We start from the raw sequence: 16,756 nt of genomic DNA, 5'->3' as shown, positions 1-16,756 counted from the left end.
TGATCTGCTCTTCCGTGAACCTTGATCGCTTCATTCGTCCGTCCTTTGGTCGGGCGGACTCTAGCTATTCCTGGCTGAGTTTCAGGGGGTCACGTCAGCGTCGAGGATTGGTCTGAACTCGGTGATCTCGGACTTTGAGATATGATCTCGGACCTCAATCCAGCCGTCGGCTATCGTCGCTGCTAGGCGGTAGAAATTTATAGGGTTGGGGATATTCACCCGGCGACGAGCCGTGCCGTACCGAGGAATGGTGAACTGCTCCGGTCTTGACCTGAATTTCGGATAGTCCGCCTTGCCACTCCAGTCGCCAAGTAGCGCTCTGCGATAGCGCGCGAACGAGTGAGACACAAACGGTGGAGGCAGTTCCTCCGCCAAGTATCCAGCTTCTAGGAAACGACGGAGTCTCTCGGACTTCGTAAGCCGAATTGGTGTAACCAATTGGATGCCCCCCGGCAGTTCGATGCGCAACACGCCGGCTACCGGGGATGGCAGTCAAGTGGCGTATGGGGCTGCGGTGGTCCGTCGTGGAGTCGGGGCTTCGTCCGGCCGACGCACTAGGCGGGCACTTTGTGGAATAGTCTGAAGGGCCAATCCCCTGGCGCCCGCTACCGGACCTTCCGGACATCACCAATGTCAGCTCGTCGCATTCGTCGTAGCAACCGGCGTCAACCCACGGGGCCTTAGACCATCCCCGCTGAGACAAATTTCGAGCCCCTTCGTCCCTTACGTCCGAATCTGACGTACCCGCCATCCACACTCCCGTCCGACATGTGGGATGCGCTCGACATCACGGAAGACGAGGCCCGGGGGCTGGCCGAGATCGCGCAGCACGATCTGGCGCTGGCCCGGGACTTCGCGCGGCGGGCGCTGGCGGCGGAGGACAACGACGAGGCGGCGCGGCTGGGGCGCAGCTATCAGCGGGCGGCGCGGTCGTATCGCCAGACGCTGGCGGTCAAGGCGCGGCTGAGGCGCGACCTGGCCGCGGCGGCGCACGCCCGGGCCCAGGCCGAGGCCGCCGCGCCGAAGCCCAGGCCCGGTCAGGCCGCCGTCGCGCGCCGGATCGGCGAGCTGCGCGCCGCGCTCCTGCGCCTGGGCTGGGACGAGGCCGAGCGGCCTGAATCCGACGGAACGGAAATGGACCAGGGCGGCGAGAGCGGCGAGGGCGCGGCGACCGTCGATTTCGAGACCGCCTGCCGGGACTTCGCCTATCGCCGGGCCGACATCGACGAGCTGATCGCCGACGAGCGCGCCAGCCCCGAATTCTGCGACGAGCCGCTGGACGACCATGTGGCCCGCCTGGCGCTGCACCTGCGCTTCCCGCCCGGCGGCATCGGGCGCTGGCCCGACCTGCCGGACCCGCCGCGCGCCGCCCTGTCGCGGGATCTCCATGACGTCGACTGGCGCAGTTCGGCGTGAGTCCGTCCGCGCCCCGGCGCGGAGAGGATTCAACCCCGGAAAACACAGACAGGCACAGAAGACGCAGCGGGCGCGGCCCCTTCTGTGTCCGTCTGTGTTTTCTGTGGTCCGAAGACGGCGCCTGCGGCGGGCAGGGCGCCGGAGACCCCTAGGCCTGCGCCAGCTCGCCCACCACGAACGCGTCCTCGCCGTCGCGGACCAGCCCCACCAGCACGTCGGGCAGGTCGTCGGGGGCCACGATCAGCACCAGGCCGATCCCGCAGTTGAAGGTGCGGCGCATCTCGTGCTCGGCGACGCCGCCCGTCTGGGCCAGCCACTGGAACACCGGGGGCAGGGTCCAGGCGTTCCAGTCGAAGCGGGGGACCAGCCCCTCGGCGATGGCGCGCGGGGGGTTCTCGATCAGGCCGCCGCCGGTGATGTGGGCCAGGCCCTTGATCCGGCCCGCCTTCAGGTGCGGCAGGACGGAGCGGATATAGATGCGCGTCGGCTCCAGCAGCGCCTCGGCCAGGGTCTTGCCGGGGGCGAACGGGGCGGGGGCGTCCCAGGCCAGGCCCGAGTGCGCCACGATCCGGCGGATCAGCGAATAGCCGTTGGAATGCGGCCCCGACGAGCCCAGGCCCACCAGGATGTCGCCGGCCGTCTGGTCGCCCAGGCGCGGGATCACCTTGTCGCGGTCGACCGCGCCGACGCAGAAGCCGGCCATGTCGTAGTCGCCCTCGGCGTACATGCCCGGCATCTCGGCCGTCTCGCCGCCCACCAGGGCGCAGTTGGCCTGCCGGCAGCCCTCGGCGATGCCCGCCACCACGGCGGCGGCGGCCTCCACGTCGAGCTTGCCGGTGGCGTAGTAGTCCAGGAACATCAGCGGCTCGGCGCCCTGGGCCAGCAGGTCGTTGACGCACATGCCCACCAGGTCGATCCCCACCGTGCCGTGCAGGCCGGTCTCGATCGCCACCTTCAGCTTGGTGCCGACGCCGTCGGTCGTCGTGACCAGCAGCGGGTCGTCGTAGCCGGCCGCCTTCAGGTCGAACAGCGCGCCGAAGCCGCCCAGCGACGCCTCGGCGCCCGCCCGGCGGGTGGATTTGGCCAGCGGCTTGATGCGTTCGACCAGGGCGTTCCCCGCGTCGATGTCCACGCCGGCTTGCGCATAGGTGAGACCGTTCGGTCGCTCGGACATTTACGAACCCGGGCTGGAGGTGCAGAGAGACGCGCGCGCGGCCTTGCAGAGTCGCCCGCGCGCGGGGCTATAGCTGATTTATGACGACGATCACCACCACTGCCGAACTCGAAGCCTTCTGCGCCAAGCTCAAAGGGCAGGCGTTCGTCGCGGTCGACACCGAGTTCATGCGCGAGACCACCTACTGGCCGAAGCTGTGCCTGATCCAGGCCGCCGCGCCCGGCGCCGAGGCGGTGATCGACCCGCTGGCCGAGGACATCGACCTGGAGCCGTTCCTGGAGGTGATGCGCGACACGAAGATCCTCAAGGTCTTCCACGCCGCCCGCCAGGACGTCGAGATCTTCAACAACCTGAAGGCCATGCCCCGGCCGCTGTTCGACACCCAGGTGGCGGGCATGGCGGCCGGCTTCGGCGAGCAGATCGCCTACGACGCCCTGGTCCGCCAGATGCTCAAGCTCGACATCGACAAGTCCAGCCGGTTCACCGACTGGGCGCGCCGGCCGCTGTCGGAGTCGCAGCTCTCGTACGCCCTGGCCGACGTGACCCACCTGGCCAAGCTGTACCCCATGCTGCGCGAGCGGCTGGAGCGGGAGAAGCGCCTGGCCTGGGTGACCGACGAGATGGCCGACCTGACCGATCCGGCCAACTACGACGTCGAGCCCGACAACGCCTGGAAGCGGCTGCGCCCGCGCCGGCATACGGCCAAGTACCTGGCCGTCTATCGCGCCGTCGCCGCCTGGCGCGAGCGGACCGCCCAGCTTCGCGACCAGCCCCGCGGCCGGATCCTCAAGGACGAAGCCATCGACGAGATCGCCACCCAGGCGCCGACCGACGCCGACGGGCTGGACCGCCTGCGCTCGGTGCCCAAGGGCTTTTCGGGCTCGCGGTTCGGCCCCGACCTGGTCGCCGCCGTGCGCGAGGCGCTGAAGGACCCCGAGGCCTACGCCCCGGTGATCGAGAAGACCCGCCAGCAGAGTTCGCCGGCCGCCGGCGCGGTGGTCGAGCTGCTCAAGGTGCTGCTCAAGGCGCGCGCCGAGGAGGCGGGGGTGGCCTCGAAGCTGATCGCCACCGTCTCGGACCTGGAGCAGATCGCCAACGACGACCGCGCCGACACCGCCGCCCTCAAGGGCTGGCGGCGCGAGGCGTTCGGCGAGGACGCCCTGAAGCTGAAGCGCGGCGAACTGGCCCTGGTGCTGGACGGCGCCCGCGTGCGCGTGGTCGAGGTGCGCCGCGCGCCCAAGGTGGCCGCCGCGAGCTGACCGCCACGTCCCTGGGGATGGTTTCAGGTATCTGTTTTTAAAGGAGAATGTGGGAATTTCCCCATGTTCTCCACATCGGGTCCACCGCCTGTCGGCGCAAGCGTCCACAGGCCTCGCCGCCAGGGCCATTGCCGGCCGAACGGCGTCGGGTGAACCTCCTCCTGCCGAGAGGACTTGCGGCGCGGCGGACCGGGCGACCGGTCGGCGAAGCGGGCAGGGAGACGGAGCAAGGCAAGGCCGGGCGACCGGTGGCGCGGCGTTCCCCTCCGCCTCGAAGGCTCAGATCCCCCAACGGATCTGGTTCGGAGGGCGGTGTTCCGGGCGACCGGGGCGCCGCCCTTCTTCACTTGGGGCGGGTCAGGGCAGCGGGTCCAGCTTCAGCTTCAGCGCCTGGGCCAGCGTCTGAGCCCGCCGCGCCGTCTGCTCGCCCAGCAGCATGTCCTCCCACCCCGCCAGGGTGGTCAGCGACAGCCGCTCGCCGCGGACGGCCAGCGACGACTTCTCCAGCAGCCGCGGATTGTGCCCCGACAGGTCGCAGCCCAGCCGCAGCGCCGCGCCCAGGGCCCGCGCCCGCTGACGCCGCTCGCCCGACAGGATGCGCAGCACCGACGGGGCCGAAGGCTGGGGCGAGGCCGAGTGGCGCGCGAAGGCCACCGAGGCCAGGAACACCCGCTCGGGATGGGTCATCCCCGCCAGCGGCGCCCGCAGGATCTGCTCGAACGCCAGGTCGGCGCGATGGTCGGGGTGCAGCCGCGCGCCCAGCTCGGCCAGCCGGCAGGCGGCGGCCACCAGGACGGACTCGCGGGGCCCGAAGACCGGCGACAGGCCCTCGAACAGTGGCCCCACCCAGGCCTCCAGCGCCTGTCCCAGCGCCGGCGCGATGCCCCGCTGCGCGGTCAGGGCCTCGCAGCCTTCGATCAGCGGGTCGAGACGGCGGACCTCGGGCGGCATGGCCTCGAACAGCAGGCCCTCGCGGACCCCGTAGGCGGACACCACGATCCGCTCGATCCCCAGCCGCTCGATCAGCCGCTCCAGCACGGCCGCCGAATAGGGCAGGGTCTCGTAGCGCCGCTTCGAGACGCCCTGGATGCCCTCCAGCGACGAGCGCGACTGCCGCTGGACGAAGCGGACCAGCTCAATGGCGTCGCTGCGGCCGATCTCGTACTGATGGGCGATGTGGAGCGGATAGTCCGCGAGCTGCATGTGCAGCAGCGCCAGGTTGCGCCAGCCGCCCCCGACGGCGTGCAGTTCGGGAGTGGCGAAGGTGCGGGCGTGCGGCGCCAGACGGTCGTCCACCTGCCGCCGCACACGGTCCGCATTGAGCGGCTTGGGCGCGCCCAGGGCGAAGGGGCCGAGCGGGAGGGTGATCCCCTCGACCTGCGCCACTCCGTTGAGCCGCACCAGCTCGAGGCTCGATCCGCCCAGGTCGCCGACCACCCCGTGCGCGTCGGGCTGTCCGCACAACACGCCCAGGGCGGCGTAGCGGGCTTCCTCGTCGCCGCTCAGGACGCGGATGTCGAGGCCGGCCTCGGCCTTGACGCGATCGAGGAAGGCGCGGCCGTCGGCGGCCTCGCGCACGGCGGCCGTGGCGCAGGCCGTCACCTGTTCCGGCGGCCACCCGTCGAGGATGGCGCGGAACCGGCGCAGCGCGGCGATGGCGTCCTCAACGCCCTCGGGCGACAGGCGCCGGGAGGCGCCCAGGTCGCGGCCGAGCCCGGCGACCACCTTCTCATTGTAGACGGTCCACAGCGCGCGGCCGTCCACCCGGTAGATCACCAGGCGGACAGAATTGGACCCGACGTCGATGACGGCCGCCTGACGGCCATCGGGACGTCCGTCGGGGTGGCCGGGACTATGCCCGCGGGGCCACATTTTCGATCGCGCGCGGCATGTCCTTCACCTTCTGCCCGCGACCGGAAAGACTCGGATTGGTCATGAAGTACTCGTGCGCCGAAAAGGCGTTCGGGTGATCCCAGGCAGGATCACGCCTATAGCCGCCGTCGGCGTCGAGGGTCCAGCTTTGCGCCTCGTCCTTCAGGTTGGCGAGCATGATCTGATGCAGCACCTGCTGGTGGACGGTGGGGTTCTCGATCGGCGTCAGCACCTCCACCCGGCGGTCGAGGTTGCGCGGCATCCAGTCGGCGGACGAGATGAACACGCGGGCGTGCTGGGACGGCATGGCGTGACCATTGGCGAAGGCCACGATGCGACCGTGCTCCAGGAAGCGGCCGACGATCGATTTCACCCGGATGTTCTCGGACAGGCCCGGAATGCCCGGCCGCAGGCAGCAGATGCCGCGAATGACGAGATCGGACGGCACCCCCGCCTGGCTGGCGGCGTAGAGCGCGTCGATGATCTCGGGGTCGACCAGCGAGTTCATCTTGGCCCAGATGGCGGCGGGCTTGCCGGCCTTGTGGTTCCCGATCTCGCGGTCGATGAGGCGGATCAGATCGCGCTTCATGGTCACCGGCGAGAACGACAGCCGCTCCAGGCCCACGGGCTGCGCATAGCCGGTGACGTAGTTGAACAGCTTCGCCGCGTCCCGCCCGAAGGCGGGCTCGGTCGTGAACAGCGACAGGTCGGTGTAAACACGCGCCGTGATCGGGTGATAGTTGCCGGTCCCGAAGTGGCAGTAGCTGCGCAGCTGCTCGCCCTCGCGCCGCACCACCATCGAGAGCTTGGCGTGGGTCTTGTACTCGATGAAGCCATAGACCACGTGGACGCCCGCGCGCTCCAGGTCGCGCGCCCACTTCAGGTTGGCCTCTTCGTCGAACCGCGCCTTGATCTCGATGAGGGCGGTGACGTTCTTCCCGTTGTCGGCCGCCTCGATCAGCGCCGCGACGATCGGGCTGTCCTTCGAGGTCCGGTACAGCGTCTGCTTGATGGCCAGGACGTTGGGATCCCGGGCCGCCTGGCGCAGGAACTGGACCACCACGTCGAAGCTCTCGAACGGGTGGTGGACCAGGATGTCCTTTTCGCGGATCGCCGCGAAGCAATCGCCGCCGTGGTCGCGGATGCGCTCGGGAAAGCGAGGCTCGAACGGCTTGAACTTGAGGTCCGGCCGGTCGGACGGGATAAGCTGGGTCAGCTCGTCCAGGCCGAGGAGACCATCCATCACGATGATGTCTTCCGGATTGGCGTGCAGGCTCTCCGAGATGAACGCCCGAAGCTCCTCGGGCGTGGAAGCCTCAAGCTCGACGCGGACCACCGAGCCCAGCCGACGCTGCTTCAGCCGCGCCTCGAATTCTCGGACCAGGTCTTCCGCCTCTTCCTCGATCTCGACGTCGGAGTCGCGGATCAGGCGGAAAACGCCATGCGCCTCGACCTCGCAGCCGGGGAACAGGTGATCGAGGAAGAGCGTCACCAGGCTCTCCAGCGAGATCACCCGGCGCTGGGACTTGCGTCGGGTCGGCCGGCCGGGCGCCAGATCCCAGAATCGAGCGACCTGGGCGGGGAGGGGCGCGAGCGCGTAGAGCAGCCGTCCGTCCGAAATGCGCCGGATCTTCAGCACCAGCGAGAACGCCAGGTTCGCGATGAACGGGAAGGGGTGCGCCGGATCGATGGCCAGAGGCGTCAGCACCGGGAACAGCTCGGACAGGAAGCGCGGCTCCAGCGCGGCGCGCTCGGCCTCGGTGACTTCATGGGCGGAGACGTAGCGCAGTCCTTCGCCCGCCAGTTCGGCGCGCAACTCGCGCCAGCGGGTCTGCTGATCGGCCATCAGGTCGGCGGCGGCGGCGTTGACCCGAAGGAGTTGCTCGGCGGGGGTCAGGCCGTCCTGGCTGACCACCCGAATCCCCTCGCGCACCTGGGCCTTCAGCCCGGCCACGCGGACCATGTAGAATTCGTCGAGGTTGTTGGCGCTGATGGCCAGGAACCGGAGCCGCTCCAGCAAGGGGTGGCGCGGGTTGGTGCTCTCGGCCAGCACTCGCCGGTTGAAGGCCAGCCACGACAGTTCGCGGTTGAAGAAGCGCGCAGGCGACGAGACCAGGTCCTCGATGGCCACGGGCGCCGCCTCCTGCGACGCGGCCAGCGCGGCGGTCGTGGGGGAGACATCGTTGGGCGGCATCGTTGCTTCTCGGTGGGCGTCAGGCGCGATTCAAGCGTCGCCCCGAAAGGTTAAGGTCCTCATTGCGACCTTCCGATGACGGCCAGAACGGCTTCACCTTCCGGTACGCCTTGAAGGCGCGGTCGGCCGCGTCCATCACCGCGGCCTCGGCCTCGGTGAGACGCCCCACCTCCAGGCCCGCCGCAAAGGCGAGCTCGCCGTTGCGCTTGCCGACGGCCTTGAGGGCGACGGACCTCGACACCGCCATGTCGTTCAATTCACCGAGGTGGTCCTGGAGGGCGCGCAGCGCGGCCACGAAGCGGTCGCGCCGCTTGGGGTGCTCGGTGAAGACTTCGGCGAAGAAGGCGGCGGCGTAACGCAGCTTCTTGGCCTGTTTGCGCAGGTCGTGGCGGCCGGCGGCGTCGATCTCCAGGAACCGGCGCGACCGGCGGCGCAGCCGATGATCCAACTGCCCCAGCACCGGGGCCGCCAGGACGGTGATCGGCCCCTCCCTCAGGCGACGCTGGGGCATGTCGTCGAGACGCCGCCAGGCGCCGGCCTCGATCCATTCGGCGATGTCGAGCAGCAGCGCGCGGAAACGGGGCGAGCCGACGGCGTCCACCGCCCGTTCATAGGCCTCGGCCTGGGCGATGCGCAGCGCCCGGAAAAAGGCGGCCCGGCCGTCGTTCTCCTCGATCTCGTCGCGGACGGCCGCCTTCTGGAGGAAGACGTCGATGTCGCGGGCGTCCGACAGCTCCCCGGCCAGCCAGCGGGTCTCGGCGCGGAAGCGGTTGAGGCCGTCCGCGTCCAGGATCGCCTTGAAGACCGACAGGCCGGCGCGAAGCCGGCGCAGGCCGACTCGGAGCTGGTGCAGGGCGTCGGGATTGTTGGCGCGCCGCAGCAGGTCGGCGTTGCCGGCCGCCTGGACCAGCGCGCCGCGCATGATCACCTGGAACGCCGGAGCGACCGCTGTCTTCGGGCCCACGGCGGTGCGCTGCGCCTTCAGGGCGGCGACGCCATCATGGCCGACCAGACGGTACCCGCGCTCGGCCTTGCTCTCGAAGGCCAGGGTGAGAGGCGCGACGTCCATCAGCCGCCGCGCCAGGTCGAACAGCGCCTGTGGCGGCCCGGCCAGGAGCTCCAGCTCCAGCTCGGCGATGGGATCGCGCCGCTCGCCCGCAACGACCGCCCCGGTGTCGAGCGCGACCTCGATCTGCGCCGCATCCGATGACCAGACATGGATGCGCCGCTCGACCTCGACCGTGAAGGCGGGAGCCAGGGCGGCGTCGGCGATCGCGGTTGCGGCGGGCGTGCCGGCCAGGACGTCGAGGTCCAGGCCTGGGCCTTCGACCCGGGTTTCCCACTCGTCCCTCTCGAAGAGCGCGCCACCGTCCCGATGCTTGAGCGTCTGGGTGAACGTCTGGTCCTTGCGGCGGACACGCAGGCTGAAGCCGTTATCGCGCAGCGCATGACCGGGGGTGTCGAAATAGGTGGCGTGGAGCTGCGAGACCTTGGCCTGGGCGCGGGGGAAAAGGCTCCCTTCCAGCGCCTCCAGGGCGCCGGCGCCGAGCTGGAACTTGAGTTCAAGTTCCGGGGCGGCCTTCGCGGGGGCCCGCGCGAGCATGCCGGAGGTCCCGTCGGACGTGGCCGGTGCGCCACGGCTCACACCACTGCCGGAAAACGATTCGGCTTGTCTATCGCGCGCGCGAAGATTCTTCCGATTTCACCGTTCTTCCTCAGTCGGCTCGGTCCCGAGCGTCCAGAATCTGCCGCGCCAGCACGCGGGTCACCGGGCGGAAACCCTCGTCGCCCGCTTCGTCCAGGCGTTGGACGATACTCTCGGCGTCCGGGATGGAGCGTGGCATGCGCGCCAGGAGGTAGGGATAGACTGCCTCGGGCGGACGGATGTTCCGATCGCGGAAGAAGCGCCGGAGAACGCCTTCCAGAACCGTGTCGTCGGGCGGGGCGATCTGGGCCACGGGAAGGGCGTTCAGGCGCGACCTCAGGTCGGGCAGGGTCGTGGGCCAGGTGGCCGGAAGCGTCCGCGCCGTCAGAAGCAGGCCGCCGCCTTGCTGCGCCGCCAGGTTGATCAGGTGGAAGAGGCCCTCGGCGGAGACGCCTCGGTCGGCGTCCTCCAGCAGCACGGGCCGCCCGGCCGCGGCGTCCAGATCCGGATCGTCAGGATCGGCGACCAAGGCCTCTGCTCGGGTCGCCCAGGCGTGCGCCAGGTGCGACTTGCCCGCGCCCTCCGGTCCCAGCAGCGTGAGACATCCGTCGCGCCAGCGCGGCCACGCTTCGACGGCGGCTACGGCCTCGGCGTTGGAGGGACCGCGCACGAATTCGTCGAAGGACGGCGGGGTGTCGCGGCCCAGGCTCAGTCGCAGCTGGCGCGCCATGAATGTCGCGGGGCGATGGGTTTCACGCCGTGGGTTCTAGGCCTGTCCGAGCCGCTGCGCCACTGGCCGGCGCCGGTTACACCCGTGATCCACAGCGCACGTCGGTGTCGGCCGAGCAACTGTCGCGGAGCATCAAACCTGGCGCGGTCCCAACTCGCGTGCGCCCGCCAGCGTCCAGCCGTCGGGCCTCAGAAGCTCGATGGGCGAGAAACGGACCTTGTAGTCCATCTTCTCCGACCCCCGGACCCAATAGCCCAGATAGACATAGGGCAGACCGGTCAGGCAGGCCTGGATGATGTGGTCGAGGATCACGAAGGACCCGAGGCTGCGCCGCGCCGGCGCCGGGTCGTAGAAGCTGTAGACCAGCGACAGGCCGTCGCCCATCACATCCACCAGCGCACAGGCCAGCAGATCACCCGGCCTGCCGTTCGCCGTGCGGGTGCGGTACTCCACGACATGGGTGCGCACGGCCGTGTCCTCGACCATCGCCACATAGTCAGGCCAGGTCATCTCCGCCATGCCGCCGGTGGCGTGGCGGGTGAGCAGGTAGCGACGCAGCAGGTCGAACTGCTCCATCGTGGCCTCGGCTTCCACGAGGCGGCGCTCGATGTCCTCGTTACGCGACAGGACCTTCCGTTCGGAGCGCGAGAACACGTAGTCCGCGGCCGGAATCCGCGCCGAGACACAGGCGGAACAGGCTTCGCAGGCCGGGCGGTAGGCGATGTTCTGGGATCGGCGGAAGCCGACGGCGGTGAGGCTGTCGTTCACCGCCGCACCGTCCGAAAGGGGCAGGTGGGCGAACACTTTCCGTTCGTATCGCTCGGGAAGGTATGGGCACGGCGAAGGCGCCGTGAGGAAGAACCGGAGCTGTCGGGTCGGGAAGTGTTGCGTCACGGAGCGGGCGGCGCCTCGTCTGCCGGGTGTGTGCCCCGATTAGGCGTCATGCCGCGGCTCGGCGCAAGCGGAGTTACAGCCCCGCGTCGGGTGGCAAGAGCGGCGCCTCGCGGAGCAACACGATGGCGATGCGGCGATTGCCCGGCAGCAGCGGGTCGTCCGGGTAGAGCGGTTCGGAGGACGCCTTGCCCGACACCTGGTAGACGCGGTCGGTGTCCACGCCGGACGCCTGGAGAACCTTGCGCGACGCATCGGCCCGCGCGGCCGACAACGGCCAGTCGCTTTCCGGCTTCACGCCCCCCGCGCTGGCGCTGGTGTGACCGTAGATGCTGATGCGGTTCGGCAGCTGGTTGATGGTCTTGGAGATCGCGCGCAGCAGGATCCGGGCGCGCTCGTTGGGCTGGGCCGAGCCCTGGTTGAACATCGACCGGCCTTCCTGGTCGACGAGCTGGATGCGCAGCCCCTCGGGCGTCTGGTCGATGATGATGTTTTTCGAGAGTTCGGCCAGCTCGGGCATCGACTGCAACGCTTGGCGCAGCGACTGGGCGGCCGAGTCGAACGCCTGGTCCTCGCGCTGCTGGCGCGCCAGCAGCATGGCCGCGGCTTCCGCCTCCTCGGGCTTGGCGGGCTTGCCGGCTTCGCGGCTGTCGCCGTCGTTGGGATTCTGCGACGAGGGGGCCAGCTCTTCGATGATGTCGCTGGACCCGGCGCTCTTGGAGCCGTCGCTGCCCAGGGCCGAGCCGCCCAGGATGCCGCCTGCGCCCGACATGGTCTGGGAGACGCTGGCGGGCGCGAAGTAGTCGGCGATGCCGCGCTTCTGTTCGGGGCTGGTGGTGTTGATCAGCCACATCAGCAGGAAGAACGCCATCATGGCGGTGACGAAGTCGGCATAGGCGACCTTCCAGGCGCCGCCATGATGCCCGTGGCCGCCGCCCTTCTTGATCTTCTTGATGATGATTGGCTGCTCGCCCACAGCCATGGTTCACCCGCCTTAACGCTGATTTCGCTGCAAAGTGCTGTGGCGGCGTTAAAATGGGGTTTCGCGCGTCCGGAAGAGCTTCGACCGCGGGCGGGAAGGTTTCAGTGCGATCGAGCCGCGAGGACGGTGCGCGGGGCGCGAACTCACGGCCCGCTTGCGGCACGCTCCCTCCGGGCCGCTTCCCCGGCGTCCACCTTGTCGGCGAAACGGCGGAGCGCGCCGGGCAGCAACTCCGCGGCGAGGTCGTCCTGCAGAGGTTCGAGATACCGGTCGAGCCGTTCCAGCTTGTTCATGAACGCGACGCCTTCGGGTCTGGCGAGGGCGCGCCGGATCTCCCGCGAGGGCTGACCCTGGGGTTCGGCGGCCCCGTCGCTCTCGGAGCCCGCCCGCATCGCCGCCTGCATCATGGGGTCGCTGAGGATGACGAGGCCGACCCTCAGCTCGGCCAGCGAGAATTCCTTCGCCAGCGTGCGGCCGAAGCGTCCCTCGAAGACGGGCAGGTCGTGCGCGATCTCCTCCCTCAGCGCGTCGATCAGATAGCCGGTCCACTCGGGCCGCGACGGCACGTCGCCGAAGGGATTGCCCGCGCCGCCGACCTCCTTGGCGATGAGAGCCTCGAACGAAATCGCGCGGAACAGGGTGCGCGCCAGTTCGATCCCGACCGTTTCGGCCTCGGATGTCTGCGCCGAGGCCGGCCCTCCGCCGAACAGAACCAGCGCGCTCAACACGGCTGCCACCAGGGACTTCAGCATCGGGTTTTCTTCCCCCAAGGAACGTGGCCAAGCTAAGCCGCATCGACCCGCCCTGGATAGGGCCAGGAAGGGAAGGACCCACCGCGATGCAGACCCGCTTCGTCGAGGCCAACGGTTTCCGATTCGCCGTGGACGAGATGGGCGAGGGCGATCATCTGGCGCTCTGCCTCCACGGCTTTCCCGAGAGCCGGTTCTCGTGGCGGTTCCAACTGCCGATGCTGGCGGCCATGGGCTATCGCGCATGGGCGCCCGACCTGCGGGGCTACGGCGAGACCGAACCCAAGCCCGCGGCGGTCTCGGCCTATGTCATCGACCGGCTGATGGAGGATGTCGCGGCGCTGATCGACGCCAGCGGGGCCAAGCGCGTCACGCTCATCGGCCACGACTGGGGCGCCGGCCTGGCGTGGTCGTTCGCCATCAACCGCGTGCGACCGCTGGAGCGGCTGGTGATCATGAACGTGCCGCATCCGGCGGTGATGGCCGAGAACCTGCGCAGCAATCCGGCCCAGCGAAAGAAGTCCTGGTACATCTTCTTCTTCCAGCTCCCCTGGCTGCCGGAACGGATGATGACGGCGCGGGACGCCCGCGGGGTGCGGCGCGCGTTCCACGAGATGGCGGTCGACAAGACGAATTTCACCCCTGAGGTGCTCGATCATTACGCCCGCAACGCGCAGCGGCCGGGCGCCATCCGCGGCATGATCAACTGGTATCGCGGGGCGTTCCGCGCACGCGGGCGGCTGTCCGAGCCCTGGCCGATGCTGGAGACGCCCACCCTCATCGTCTGGGGCGAGGAGGATTCGGCCCTGGGGATCGAACTGCTGGACGGGACCGACGCGCACGTGCGCGACCTGACCATCGAGCGCCTGCCCGGGGTCTCCCACTGGGTGCAGCAGGAGGCGCCGCAGAAGGTCAATCCGATCCTGGAGGCGTGGCTCTCGACGCCGCGATGACGGCCGGCAGGATCCCGCCCGTGAGCAGGGGCGCGAGCGGCGTCGGGCCGGGCGCCGCCGGGTCGATCCAGCGCAGATCCTCGATTTCCGCACTGGCCCGTGGCGTCCCGCGGACCACGACGAGATAGGCGGACGACCGCACCCGCGCGCCGGGTTCGTTGGCCGCCGCCGCCTCGAAGCGACCGAGAGGCTGGGCCTCCAGCAGCGCGACGCCCAGTTCCTCGCGCAGTTCGCGCGCCAGGGCGGGGAGATCGTCCTCGCCGGGCTGCCGCTTGCCGCCGGGCAGCATGAATCGCGACGTCCCTCGTTTGCGCACCGTCAGCACCCGGCCGGCGGCGTCGCGGATGACAGCACCCACGACCTCGACGATCATCGGCTCAAGATCGCGGGAGGACGACATGGCGAGAGCGACGCGGGTGCTGGCGGACGGGCTGCATTTCGGCGAGGGGCCTCGGTGGCGCGACGGGCGCCTCTGGTTCAGCGACTTCTACGACCATGCGGTCAAGTCCGTCTCGCCGGACGGGGACGTGCGCGTCGAGTTCGAGATCGACGACCGGCCTTCCGGCCTCGGCTGGACGCCCGGCGGCGACCTGCTGGTGGTGTCGATGACGCGTCGCCGGGTGCTGCGGCGCGGCGCGGACGGCGCGATCTCGGTGCATGCCGACCTGGGCGCGTTGGCCACGTTCCACTGCAACGACATGGTCGTGGACGCCTCGGGCGGAGCCTATGTGGGGAATTTCGGCTTCGACCTCGACGCGGCGATCGCAGCATGCGGGGTCGAGAGCGTGATCGCGGACCATCCGACCGCCAGGCTCGCCTATGTGACGGCGGGCGGCGAGGTGCGGGTGGCGGCCGAGGACATGCACTTTCCCAACGGTCCGGTCATCACGCCCGACGGCGCGACGCTGATCGTGGGCGAGACCCTGGCCGGCCGGCTGACGGCGTTCGACATCGGGCCGGGCGGGGCGCTTTCGAACCGCCGGGTCTGGGCCGAGACCTGGCCCCGTGTGCCGGACGGCGTCTGCCTGGACGCGGACGGCGCGATCTGGGTCGCCAATCCGATCGCGCCCGAATGCGTGCGGATCGCGCAGGGCGGCGAGGTGCTGGAGGTGATCGACACCGGCCAGCCCTGCTTCGCCTGCATGCTGGGCGGCCCCGACGGGCGGACGCTGTTCATGCTGACCGCCGCCACGTCCGACCACGAGGCGGCGGCGCGCGAGCGGACGGGGCGGATCGTGGTCGCCGAGGTGGACAGCCCGCGCGCCGGGCGGCCTTAGGCGCCCGAAATCAAGCCCCCAGCATTCGCGCCGCGCGCGGTGCGAAATAGGTGATGATCCCCGACGCGCCCGCGCGCTTGAAGGCGCCCAGGCTCTCCAGGATGGCGCGCTCCTCGTCGAGCCAGCCGTTCTGCGACGCGGCCATGATCATGGCGTATTCGCCCGACACCTGGAACGCGTAGGTGGGCATCGAGAAGGCGTCCACGACCTGGCGCACGATGTCGAGGTACGGCATCCCGGGCTTCACCATCACCATGTCGGCGCCCTCGGCGATGTCGAGGGCGACCTCGCGCAGGGCCTCGGCGTGATTGGCGGAGTCCATCTGGTAGGTCTTCTTGTCGCCGGGATTGTCGACCGAGCCCGTGCCGAGCTTCCCCGAGCCGATGGCCTCGCGATACGGGCCGTAGAAGGCCGAGGCGTATTTGGCCGCGTAGGACATGATCATCACGTCCTGAAGGCCCTCGGCCTCCAGCGCCGTCCGCAGCGCGCCGACGCGGCCGTCCATCATGTCGGAGGGGGCGAGGATGTCGCAGCCCGCCCGCGCCTGGACCAGCCCTTGTTCCACCAGCGCCTCGATCGTGGCGTCGTTGACGATCCGGCCGTTCTCCAGCAGGCCATCGTGGCCGTGGTCGGTGAAGGGGTCCAGGGCGACGTCGCACATGATCCCCACCTCGGGCGCGGCGTCCTTCATGGCCTTCACGGCCCGGCAGACGAGGCCATCGGGATCGGCCGCGGAGCTTCCCGTGGCGTCCTTACGGGCGCCGTCGATATGCGGGAAGACGGCGATGGCGGGGATGCCCAGGGCGCGAGCCTCCTTCGCGGCGGCGGCGCAGTCGGCCACCGACAGCCGCTCGATCCCCGGCATGGACGCCACAGGAACCTTGCCGTCGCCCTCGTGGACCACCATCGACCAGATCAGATCGGACGGCGTCAGCACGCTCTCGCGCACCAGCCGGCGGATCCAGTCGGCCTGGCGAAGACGGCGCATCCGAAGCGCGGGATAGGCGGCGAGGGGAGCTTGGGTCATGGCCGGCCGATTTGGACCCTCGCGTTGCCGGGCGCAAGCAAAGCGCGCATGGAGAACCCGGAGTTTTCAGGCGGGGTCTCGTGGTGAATCGTCGGGTTTTTCTGAGCACGGTTCTGATGACGCCGTTGGCGGCTTGCACGATGGGGTTGGACATCGTCGTAGATGGCGAACTGCCGTCGCCGACATTCAGGTTCAGACATGACGGCCTCTTCAAGCCGACAGCGAAATTTTCCGGTCAGCTTTCCGTCGGTCTCGCCGATCCGCAGCAAGATGGATCGCCGGTCGGACCGGATCCGCTTTGGCGCATCGAAACGACTGAAGCCGCGGCGAGATTGGAGATCCGATATGGCGAGACTCCACCGGGGGCGAGAGAGGTCCGGGCGCCCGAACCGCTGAGGGTCGACGAACTCTATGTTGTCGTGGTGTCAGGCGGTGGGCGCATCGGCGGCGTTCATTTCGCCCAGGTAGGGGGTCGCCTGATGGTGTCGAGGGATCGAGATACTGCGCGCGTCGAACTCGAGCGCCTCCTCGCTGGGCCCCAGGCCTAGCGGTCGCGGGGCTACGGACGATTGACAGCCCCTGCGTCG

15 protein-coding genes are annotated in these 16,756 nt (G+C 69.6%); 5 read left to right on the top strand and 10 right to left on the bottom strand.

Annotated elements, in window-relative coordinates; genetic code table 11:
• Positions 1–768: 768 nt before the first annotated feature.
• Entirely contained in the window at positions 769–1,416 is a 648-nt protein-coding gene (locus tag ABS78_RS21680) for a hypothetical protein (protein WP_293384522.1), read from the top strand.
• Positions 1,417–1,564: 148 nt separating this feature from the next.
• Here the strand turns inward: ABS78_RS21680 and purM are convergent, their stop codons facing one another.
• Positions 1,565–2,590, bottom strand: a complete 1,026-nt coding sequence (purM, locus tag ABS78_RS21675) for a phosphoribosylformylglycinamidine cyclo-ligase (protein WP_293384520.1) — start codon at positions 2,588–2,590, stop codon at positions 1,565–1,567.
• A gap of 80 nt (positions 2,591–2,670) precedes the next feature.
• On the opposite strand from purM, the gene rnd reads away from it, so the two are divergent.
• Entirely contained in the window at positions 2,671–3,849 is a 1,179-nt protein-coding gene (gene rnd / locus ABS78_RS21670) for a ribonuclease D (RefSeq protein ID WP_293384517.1), read from the top strand.
• Positions 3,850–4,206: 357 nt separating this feature from the next.
• Here rnd and ABS78_RS21665 read toward each other — a convergent pair whose 3' ends face one another.
• From ABS78_RS21665 to ABS78_RS21635, 7 genes are all read right to left on the bottom strand, one after another.
• Positions 4,207–5,721, bottom strand: coding sequence for a Ppx/GppA phosphatase family protein (locus ABS78_RS21665; protein WP_293384514.1), 1,515 nt, complete (start codon positions 5,719–5,721; stop codon positions 4,207–4,209).
• Positions 5,702–7,915 (bottom strand): RNA degradosome polyphosphate kinase, encoded by a 2,214-nt coding sequence (locus ABS78_RS21660; RefSeq protein WP_293384512.1) that lies wholly within the window; start codon positions 7,913–7,915, stop codon positions 5,702–5,704. The genes ABS78_RS21665 and ABS78_RS21660 overlap by 20 nt, the downstream gene beginning before the upstream one ends.
• A 19-nt stretch (positions 7,916–7,934) precedes the next feature.
• Complete coding sequence (locus ABS78_RS21655) at positions 7,935–9,518, bottom strand: CYTH and CHAD domain-containing protein (protein WP_293384509.1); 1,584 nt, start codon at positions 9,516–9,518, stop codon at positions 7,935–7,937.
• A 112-nt stretch (positions 9,519–9,630) separates the two neighbouring features.
• Positions 9,631–10,290, bottom strand: a complete 660-nt coding sequence (locus ABS78_RS21650) for a chromosomal replication initiator DnaA (protein WP_293384506.1) — start codon at positions 10,288–10,290, stop codon at positions 9,631–9,633.
• A 132-nt stretch (positions 10,291–10,422) separates the two neighbouring features.
• Complete coding sequence (locus ABS78_RS21645; protein ID WP_293384502.1) at positions 10,423–11,184, bottom strand: arginyltransferase; 762 nt, start codon at positions 11,182–11,184, stop codon at positions 10,423–10,425.
• Between the two features lie 73 nt (positions 11,185–11,257).
• Entirely contained in the window at positions 11,258–12,163 is a 906-nt protein-coding gene (locus tag ABS78_RS21640; protein WP_293384498.1) for a flagellar motor protein MotB, read from the bottom strand.
• A gap of 143 nt (positions 12,164–12,306) precedes the next feature.
• Positions 12,307–12,915: a hypothetical protein gene (locus ABS78_RS21635; RefSeq protein ID WP_293384495.1), complete on the bottom strand. Its 609-nt coding sequence runs from the start codon at positions 12,913–12,915 to the stop codon at positions 12,307–12,309.
• An 86-nt stretch (positions 12,916–13,001) separates the two neighbouring features.
• On the opposite strand from ABS78_RS21635, the gene ABS78_RS21630 reads away from it, so the two are divergent.
• Positions 13,002–13,865 carry an alpha/beta hydrolase gene (locus ABS78_RS21630; protein ID WP_293384492.1) on the top strand — a complete coding sequence of 288 codons (864 nt, stop codon included), beginning with the start codon at positions 13,002–13,004 and terminating at the stop codon, positions 13,863–13,865.
• Here ABS78_RS21630 and ABS78_RS21625 read toward each other — a convergent pair.
• Positions 13,825–14,265 carry an NUDIX domain-containing protein gene (locus ABS78_RS21625; protein ID WP_293384489.1) on the bottom strand — a complete coding sequence of 147 codons (441 nt, stop codon included), beginning with the start codon at positions 14,263–14,265 and terminating at the stop codon, positions 13,825–13,827. The genes ABS78_RS21630 and ABS78_RS21625 overlap by 41 nt on opposite strands.
• Here ABS78_RS21625 and ABS78_RS21620 point away from each other — a divergent pair.
• On the top strand, positions 14,264–15,142 hold the full coding sequence (locus ABS78_RS21620; protein WP_293384486.1) for an SMP-30/gluconolactonase/LRE family protein: 879 nt from the start codon (positions 14,264–14,266) through the stop codon (positions 15,140–15,142). The genes ABS78_RS21625 and ABS78_RS21620 overlap by 2 nt on opposite strands.
• Before the next feature lie 10 nt (positions 15,143–15,152).
• Here ABS78_RS21620 and hemB read toward each other — a convergent pair whose 3' ends face one another.
• Positions 15,153–16,169 (bottom strand): porphobilinogen synthase, encoded by a 1,017-nt coding sequence (gene hemB, locus ABS78_RS21615; protein ID WP_293384483.1) that lies wholly within the window; start codon positions 16,167–16,169, stop codon positions 15,153–15,155.
• A 140-nt stretch (positions 16,170–16,309) separates the two neighbouring features.
• On the opposite strand from hemB, the gene ABS78_RS21610 reads away from it, so the two are divergent.
• Positions 16,310–16,717: a hypothetical protein gene (locus ABS78_RS21610; RefSeq protein ID WP_293384480.1), complete on the top strand. Its 408-nt coding sequence runs from the start codon at positions 16,310–16,312 to the stop codon at positions 16,715–16,717.
• Positions 16,718–16,756: the final 39 nt, after the last annotated feature.

This window comes from Phenylobacterium sp. SCN 70-31 (assembly GCF_001724605.1).
GTDB lineage: Bacteria > Pseudomonadota > Alphaproteobacteria > Caulobacterales > Caulobacteraceae > Phenylobacterium.
Note: the sequence above shows the minus strand (reverse complement) of the source record. Positions and strands in the feature narration are given on the sequence as shown.